This window comes from Streptomyces globisporus, assembly GCF_003501885.1.
Classification (GTDB): Bacteria; Actinomycetota; Actinomycetes; order Streptomycetales; family Streptomycetaceae; genus Streptomyces; species Streptomyces globisporus_D.
The window spans coordinates 1-7,809 of record NZ_QWFA01000245.1; the positions used below are offsets into that span (position 1 = coordinate 1).

Sequence of the window (7,809 nt, forward strand, 5' to 3'; positions counted from 1 at the left end):
CCTCCCCGCCGTGGAGGGCCAGGCCCCCACCCCGGCCGGCCCCACCCTGCGCGAGCAGACCCTCCAGACCTTCGCCAACGTCAAGGCGATCCTGGAGGAGGGCGGCGCGAGCTGGGACGACGTGATGATGATGCGCGTCTACCTCACCGACGTGGACCACTTCGCGGAGATGAACGAGATCTACAACGCCTACTTCGCCGAGCAGAACCTGAAGGAGGCCCCCTCCGCCCGCACGACCGTCTACGTGGGTCTGCCCAAGGGCCTGCTCATCGAGATCGACGCGCTCGCGGTGCTGAGCTGAGCTGACGGTTCCCGCACCCCCCAGGACCGTCCGGCCCTCTCCCCTCTGAATTCCTTGCTCCACACGCAGGACCACTCCCGCAGTACGCCGTACGGCACGGCGCCCCGCTCCCCGGGGGCGCCGTGCCGCGCTCCCCCCTGCCCTCCAGCACCACCGGAGTCCCCATGCTGCTCGCCGCAACCCCCTCGCCGGCCGAGACCCCACCGCACACCGGTGGACTGCTCCTCCTGATCGACGGCACCGCCGGTCTGCTGACCGTCGCCGCCCTCGGGATCGCCCTGCTGCTCTTCCTGATCATCAAGGTCAGGCTCCAGCCGTTCGTCGCCCTGCTCGCGGTCTCCATAGCCGTCGGCCTCGGCGCCGGGCTCTCGGTCACCGAACTCTTCGGTACCGTGCAGAAATCCGCCGCCGTCTCGGTCATCGAATCCGGCATGGGCGGCATCCTCGGCCATGTCGCGATCATCATCGGACTCGGCACCATGCTCGGCGCGATCCTCGAAGTCTCCGGCGGGGCCGAGGTGTTGAGCGCCCGGCTGCTGAACCTCTTCGGTGAGAAGCGCGCCCCGCTCGCCATGGGGATGACCGGCCTCGTCTTCGGTATCCCGGTCTTCTTCGACGTCGGCATCTTCGTCCTCGCGCCGATCGTGTACGCCGCCGCCAAGCGCTCCGGAAAATCGATCCTGCTCTACGCCATGCCGCTGCTGGCGGGCCTGTCGATGACCCACGCGTTCCTGCCGCCGCACCCCGGCCCGGTGGCCGCCGCCGGACTCTTCAACGTGTCGCTGGGCTGGGTCATCCTGATGGGCGTCGTCGTCGGCATCCCGTCCGTCATCGCCGCCTGGGGCTACTCCGCCTGGATCGGCAAGCGGGTCTTCGTCGACGTGCCGCAGGACATGGTGGAGGCCGCCGAGGAGGCCAAGGCCGCCGTCGCCGCCGAGCAGCGCGCCGCGGGCGTCACCCCGCACGAGAAGCCGGTCCCGCTCCTCACGGTCCTGGCGATCATCGGCACCCCGCTGATCCTGATCCTCGCCGCGACGTTCTCCTCGATCGCCCTGGACCCGTCCACGCCGCGCTCGGTGATCGAGTTCTTCGGCAACCCGTTCGTCGCCCTGACGATCGCCCTGTTCCTCGCGTACTACCTGCTGGGCATCCGGCGCGGCTGGTCCCGCAAGTCCCTGGAGTCCGTCTCCACGTCCTCGCTCAAGCCCGTCGGCAACATCCTGCTGGTGGTCGGCGCGGGCGGCATCTTCGGCGCGGTCCTCAAGGGCAGCGGCATCGCGGACGCGCTCGCCGACACCTTCAACGACGTCGGCCTGCCCGTCATCCTGCTCGCCTGGCTGATCTCGGTCGTCCTGCGCGTCGCCCAGGGCTCGGCCACCGTCGCGATCGTCACCACGGCCGGGATCGTGGTCCCGCTCGTCGAGGGCCAGGACCTCTCCCAGGCCCACCTCGCGCTGATCATCATGGCGATCTCGGCGGGCTCGATCTTCGCCTCGCACGTGAACGACGGCGGCTTCTGGATGGTGTCGAAGTACTTCGGCATCAGCGAGCGCGACACCCTGAAGTCCTGGACGGTCCTGGAGACGGTGCTCTCGGTCGCGGGCTTCGTGGTCGCGGCGCTGCTCAGCCTGGTCATCTAGGGGCACTGGGGGCGGGGCCCGGCGAGCCCCGCCCCCGGGAGGCTCCCCTCAACTGTCCTTACGCGCGACGTAGTAGACGTTCAGGACATCGCCCTCCACCTCGCGCATCTCCACCTCCCCGAAGCCCGCCTCCGCCAGCATGCGCAGCGCGGTCTGCCGACCCCATACGGTCCCCAGGCCCGCCCCGCCCTCGCCGAGCGAGACCGTCATGCAGTAGAAGACCGAGAAGGTGTAGAGCGTGGGCCCCAGCGGGAGGTCCAGGTTCTCCTCCAGCCTGCTGGAGGCCGCGATGTCCCCCATCAGGAACACCCCGTCGTCCCGCAGCGCACCGGCGACCGCCGCCAGGGCCTCCGCCGGACGGGCCAGGTCGTGGATCACGTCGAAGGCGGTGATCAGGTCGTACGGGCCGGTCACGGCGGCCGCGTCCGCAAGCTCGAAGTGCGCGTTCCGCAGGCCGAGCCGCCCCGCCTCCTCCCGGGCCGCCGCGATACCGCCCTCCGACATGTCGACCCCGGTGAACCGGCTGGCCGGGAACGCCCGCGCCAGCAGGTTCACCGCGTGCCCCTGCCCCGTACCGATGTCGAGCACGTCCAGACCGGCGCCCGAGTCCAGCCGCGCCGGCAGGCCGGGCACCAGCGGGATGATCGCGTCGACCAGCGCCGCGTCGTACACCCGGGCGGTCTCCTCGGCCTGGAGCTCCTGGAACTTCGGGTACGAGGAGTACGGCACGCCGCCCCCGTCCCGGAACGCCGCGACCACCTCGTCCTCGACCAGCCCGATCAGCGCGAGGTCCTGGAGGAAGGAGGCCAGGTTGTCCGGCCCGGCGTCGCGGCAGAGGGACGCGGCGTGCTCGGGCGGCAGCCGGTACGTACCGTCCGCCGGGTCGTACACGACGATCCCGCCCACCGTCACCCCACCCAGCCACTCGCGCACATAGCGTTCGTGCAGCCCGGCGGCCCCGGCGATCTCCTCGCTGGTCGACGGCGGCAGCTGCGCCATCACGTCGAACAGCCGCGTCCGGTGACCGAGGCTGCACAGATACCCCAGGCAGGAATCGTTCAGCACCTGGACCATCCGCCCGGCGAACTCCTCCTGCCGGGCCGGATCCCTGGTCCGCTGGATCGTGTGCGACATGGCGCCTCCTCGGGAAGGCCGCAGCGCGCAGCGGGGACCCCCGCCCGCTTCGTCCCCGTATCCGCCGCTCGCTGCCGGCCGATGGGTTCCCTCAAGATTTTACTGCCGTGCACACCCCTTGTGCTGTCCCGCCGATTGCGCTTCCTTGATCGGCATGGCGGAGACAAGCGCAACCACAGGGACAGGGGAGCCGGCCTCCCGACCACGTAAGTCCAGCTGGAAGTACATCGGCCCCGGCATCGTCGTCGCGGCGACCGGGGTCGGGGCCGGCGACCTGGTCGCGACGCTGATCGCGGGCAGCAAGTTCGGCTACACCCTGATGTGGGCGGCGGTGATCGGCTGCGTCGTCAAGATCTCGCTCGCCGAGGCCGCCGGCCGCTGGCACCTGGCGACCGGGCGCACGCTCTTCGACGGCTGGCGCAGCCTGGGCCCCTGGACCACGGTCTACTTCGCGATCTACGTCGTGGTCTGGGGCTTCATCTACGGGGCGACGGCCATGTCCTCCAGCGCCCTGCCCATCGTGGCGCTGTTCCCCGACGGGCCGGGGCTGAAGTTCTGGGCGATCGTGACCGGGCTCATCGGACTGGTCTTCGTCTGGTTCAACCGGTACGCCGTCTTCGAGAAGGTCATGACGGTCCTGATCGGCATCATGTTCGTGGTGGTCGTGTACGTGGCCATCCGCGTCGTCCCGGACGTCGGCGCCTCGTTCGCCGGACTGCTGCCCGTGCTCCCGGACGGCTCGCTTCTCTACACCCTCGGACTGATCGGCGGCGTCGGCGGCACGATCACCATGGCCGCCTACGGGTACTGGGTCAACGCCAAGGGCTGGAGCGACTCCTCCTGGATGAAGGTGATGCGGCTCGACAACCGGGTCGCCTACATCACCACCGGGCTCTTCGTCGTGGCGATGCTCATCGTCGGCGCCGAGCTGCTGCACGCCTCGCAGACCGCCCTCACCTCCGGCGACCGCGGGCTGGTCGACCTGGGCAAGGTGCTGGAGGACCGCTTCGGCGCGGGCACCGCCAAGCTCTTCCTGGTCGGCTTCTTCGCCACGTCGTTCTCGTCGCTGATCGGCGTCTGGCACGGGGTGAGCCTGATGTTCGCCGACTTCGTGGAGCGGTTCCGGGCCCCGGTGGACCCGGGGAAGGAGCACGCCGGTCCGGCCGCCACCGAGCGGCAGCAGCGCTCGCTGCCCTTCCGCGCCTACCTCCTCTGGCTGACCTTCCCGCCGATGACGCTGCTCTGGCTGGACGAGCCCTTCGGTCTGGTCATCGCCTACGGGGTGCTCGGCGCGTTCTTCATGCCCTTCCTGGCCCTGACCCTGATCTGGCTGCTCAACTCCTCCCGTACGCCGGGTGAATGGCGTAACGGATGGGTCAGCAACGGGATGCTCGCCCTCTCCGGGCTGCTGTTCGTCGTGCTGTGCGTCCAGCAGGTGCGCGACCTGCCCTGGTGACACAGCCGGCCGACGCCGCAGCGCCGCCGGGGGAGCGGCGGCGCTGCAGGTTCGGGGACGCGTCGGTGTTACGGGATACGGGTCACGGCAGGCTGCGGACGTGCGGGCCGACCGCCTTCGACCAGGCGAACCCGGCCGTCGCGTCCCAGTTCGTCGACCAGGTCATGGCGCCCCGCAGCGACGGGTAGGTCTTCGATGGCTTGAACGAGCCGCAGTTGGTGCCCCTGGTCAGGCAGTCCAGCGCAGCGTTGACGATCGACGGGCTGACGTATCCGCTGCCCGCGCCCCGCGTGGAGGCAGGGACGCCGATGCCGACCTGGGACGGGTCGAGGCCGCCCTCCAGCTGGATGCAGGCGAGCGCGGTGAGGAAGTCCACCGAACCCTGCGAGTAGACCTTGCCGTCACAGCCGAGCATCGAACCGCTGTTGTAGTACTGCATGTTGACGACGGTCAGGATGTCCTTGATGTTGAGCGCCGTCTTGAAGTACTCGCCCGACGTCGACTGCATGTCGATCGTCTGCGGAGCCATCGTGATGACCAGTCCGCTGCCCGCCTTCGCCGACAGCCGGCGCAGCGCCTTCGTCATGTAGGTGGCGTTGAGGCCGTTCTCCAGGTCGATGTCGACCCCGTTGAAGCCGTAGTCCTGCATCAGCGCGTACACCGAGTCGGCGAACGCGGTGGCGGAGGCGTCGTTGTCGACCCGGACCGTGCCCAGCTCGCCGCCGATCGAGATGATGACGCTCTTGCCCTGGGCCTGCTTGGTCCTGATGTCGGAGCGGAACTGGGCGTCGGTGTAGCCGTTCAGCCCGGCCGTGTCCAGGTTGAAGGTGACCTGGCCCGGCGTCGGCGTGGCGTCCGCGAAGGAGACCGCGATGATGTCGTAGTCGGCCGGGACGTCGGTGAGCTTCTGGACGGCCGCGCCGTTGTTGAAGTTCTGCCAGTAGCCGGTGACCGCGTGCTCGGGCACCGCGGGGCCGGGGCCGGGGCCCGTGCCCTCCTTCGCCGTACGCGCGCTGATGGCAGCCGACTTGACCGACTCACCGGCCGCGTTGGTGGCGCTCACCGAGAACTGGTAGGCGGTGTCCGCGGTCAGGCCCGTGACGGTCGCCGAGGTCCCGGTGGAGGTGGTCGCCTGCACGCCGTTCCGGTACACCTTGTAACCCGTGGCGCCGGAGACCGCGTTCCAGGACAGGGCGACGGAGGACGTGGTCGTGGCGCCCGCCGTGAGGCCGGCCGGGGCCGCCGGGACGACCGGTCCGGGCTCCTCGCCGCCCCCGCCGTCGGGCCCCGTCACCTCGACGTCGTCGGCGAAGTAGGCGGCCTGCCCGTACCAGCCGTGGGTGTAGACGGTCACCGATGTGGTGTTCGCGCCGGTCGTGAAGCTGGTGGACAGCTTGGTCCAGGAGGAGGAGCCCGGCGTCCAGGTGGAGACGTCCGTGGTCCCCGTGCCGCTCACACCGAGGTAGGCGTAACCGCCCTGCACCCAGGAGCTGAGCGCGTACGTCGAGTTGGGCTTCACCTTGACCGACTGCGAACACTTGGCGTTGTCCTGGCCGGCCGGGGTGGCCTTCAGTGCGGACGTTCCGCTGCGCACGGGCGAGGAGACGGCGGCGCCACTGCCCCCGGAACAGGTCCAGTTGGCGAGGCCCGATTCGAAGCCCGCGTTCTTGGCGTTGTTGACGTCGGCGGCCTGGGCGGTGCTGACGAGCCCGGTGACGGTCAGGGCGGCGGCCGTGGCGACGGCCAGGGCGCCACCGAGCACGGGCCGGGAGCGGCGGCGTCTTCTGCGACTGCTGCCTGCGGAGCGTTCCACTGGTGCCTCCGGGGGGAGTTGGGGGGTGCCGGGGATGGGCGGTGCGGTGCAGTGCGCATAAACTGGTCCAGACCAATCAAGTTGTCAAGACCTCTGGCAGTGAAAGGCCGTCCGTGGACGCGGGCGCGAGCGGGTGCGGGCACCCCCGTACGGGGGTGCCGGGCGGCGGATTCCCGGTCGGGAGGCGGCACCGCGACCCCACTCCGCCCCCCGCACGAGTGATCTTGCGGGAGATCTCCGGACGGTCACGGAAACGGCCTTACGGAAAGGGGGTCCATCGCGCCGAAATCCAGGATGACGTGCGCGAATGGATGCGTGATCGAAAAGCGGACGCGGGATTCGGTAACGCTCCGCAGTGGCGGTCGAGTGGGGCGAAATCGATTTCATCCCGTTTAGCACCCTGCCCCCGTTGGAACGGTGTTCGCATGGTGCCGTACTGGTCTCCGATAACTGTTCTCTGCCTGGTGAGACGTGGCTAAAGTGCTGGGGCAGGAGCACGGAGCAGGAGCGATTGCGGTCGGCGTCCCCACGTCGACCGGAGCCGAAACGGGGAGAGCGTGCCGACCGCGATAGCAGTGACGAGCGCAGACCTGGTGCTGCCGCCGACCGACCAGCAGACACCGACCGCCGCTCTGCTCCAGGCCCCCGAGGCCCAGGTGCTGGAGCTGGCGATCGGCGACATGCACCTGCTGCTGGAACAGCACGGGTATGTGATCGCCCTCTACCCCTCGGGCATCCGGCCCGAGCACGAACGCCGCCTCCACTCCATCCGCTCGGTGCTGGAGAGCGACCGGATCGCCCTGGTCAAGGTGGACCTCCCGCCCCTCGGCGTCGCCGTACTGGTGCGCCAGCTGAGGCAGTTGTCCATCTGTGACTTCAGCCCCGGAGTGGTCGCCTCCGCCGCCCGGCTGCTGTCGCACTACATCTACGCGGGCGCCCTCCTCAACTCCGTCGCCCGGCTCGACCGGGTCCCGGTCAGCCTCAAGAGCCACGCCAAGTCCTGGGTCCCCGGATCCCAGTTCGCCGTGCTCGCCGGCCCCGAGCCGCAGTTGGTGAAAGTGGGTCCGACCGCCGAACCGCTGGCGGGACCGGATTTCGGTACGCATCTTCTGGTGGCCAAAGGGAATCTGCAGTCGGAGTGGGTACAGGAGACCCTTGCGCCCGCCTGGAAGGTCCAGGCCATTCACGACACCCCGGTCCCGGCCGACTCGCCGCGCTGGTGGGGTACGGGAAAGCTGGTGGAGTTCGCCGCCCATCTTCCCGACCTCTCCGTGCTCTACCAGCTGGTCTCCTCCGTACGCCGGGAAAAGTGTCACTGGTGCGCCATGGAACTGATCGGCGACCGCTGCGCATTCTGTTCCGCACCTCTTCCGGTTTCGGAGAACCGCGCGCTGCCCGCCGGTGTCCAACACCATGGGGCCGACGAATCACCGGGCCCCTGACGCGACCGCTCCCCGCCCACCGT

Annotated in this window: 6 protein-coding genes; 4 read left to right on the plus strand and 2 right to left on the minus strand. The window is 69.6% G+C overall.

Translation table 11 applies throughout. The features are described from left to right. Together D3105_RS30550 and D3105_RS30555 are read left to right on the plus strand one after the other, a co-directional pair. On the plus strand, window positions 1–301 hold a 301-nt coding region (locus D3105_RS30550), incomplete at its 5' end, for a RidA family protein (protein ID WP_133305725.1). 164 nt (window positions 302–465) lie between these two features. Further along, entirely contained in the window at window positions 466–1,941 is a 1,476-nt protein-coding gene (locus tag D3105_RS30555; RefSeq protein WP_118906154.1) for a GntP family permease, read from the plus strand. A gap of 48 nt (window positions 1,942–1,989) precedes the next feature. On the opposite strand, the gene D3105_RS30560 is transcribed toward D3105_RS30555, so the two are convergent. Beyond that, complete coding sequence (locus D3105_RS30560; RefSeq protein WP_118906155.1) at window positions 1,990–3,075, minus strand: class I SAM-dependent methyltransferase; 1,086 nt, start codon at window positions 3,073–3,075, stop codon at window positions 1,990–1,992. A 154-nt stretch (window positions 3,076–3,229) separates the two neighbouring features. Here D3105_RS30560 and D3105_RS30565 point away from each other — a divergent pair, with 154 nt between their 5' ends. Then, a complete protein-coding gene (locus D3105_RS30565; RefSeq protein ID WP_118906156.1) occupies window positions 3,230–4,531 on the plus strand; it encodes an Nramp family divalent metal transporter in 1,302 nt (433 codons plus the stop codon). Window positions 4,532–4,613: 82 nt separating this feature from the next. Here D3105_RS30565 and D3105_RS30570 read toward each other — a convergent pair whose 3' ends face one another. Then, window positions 4,614–6,344, minus strand: coding sequence for a glycoside hydrolase family 18 protein (locus tag D3105_RS30570; RefSeq protein WP_338104030.1), 1,731 nt, complete (start codon window positions 6,342–6,344; stop codon window positions 4,614–4,616). 575 nt (window positions 6,345–6,919) lie between these two features. Between D3105_RS30570 and D3105_RS30575 the strand changes: the two genes are divergently transcribed. Continuing rightward, on the plus strand, window positions 6,920–7,786 hold the full coding sequence (locus D3105_RS30575) for a hypothetical protein (protein WP_206272978.1): 867 nt from the start codon (window positions 6,920–6,922) through the stop codon (window positions 7,784–7,786). The last annotated feature ends 23 nt before the right edge of the window (window positions 7,787–7,809 follow it).

What these genes read in the sequence shown, in the direction of transcription:
- D3105_RS30560 (WP_118906155.1), bottom strand. Translation starts at nt 3,075, where the DNA reads ATGTCGCACACGATCCAGCGGACCAGGGATCCGGCCCGGCAGGAGGAG.
- D3105_RS30565 (WP_118906156.1), top strand. Translation starts at nt 3,230, where the DNA reads ATGGCGGAGACAAGCGCAACCACAGGGACAGGGGAGCCGGCCTCCCGA.
- D3105_RS30555 (WP_118906154.1), top strand. Translation starts at nt 466, where the DNA reads ATGCTGCTCGCCGCAACCCCCTCGCCGGCCGAGACCCCACCGCACACC.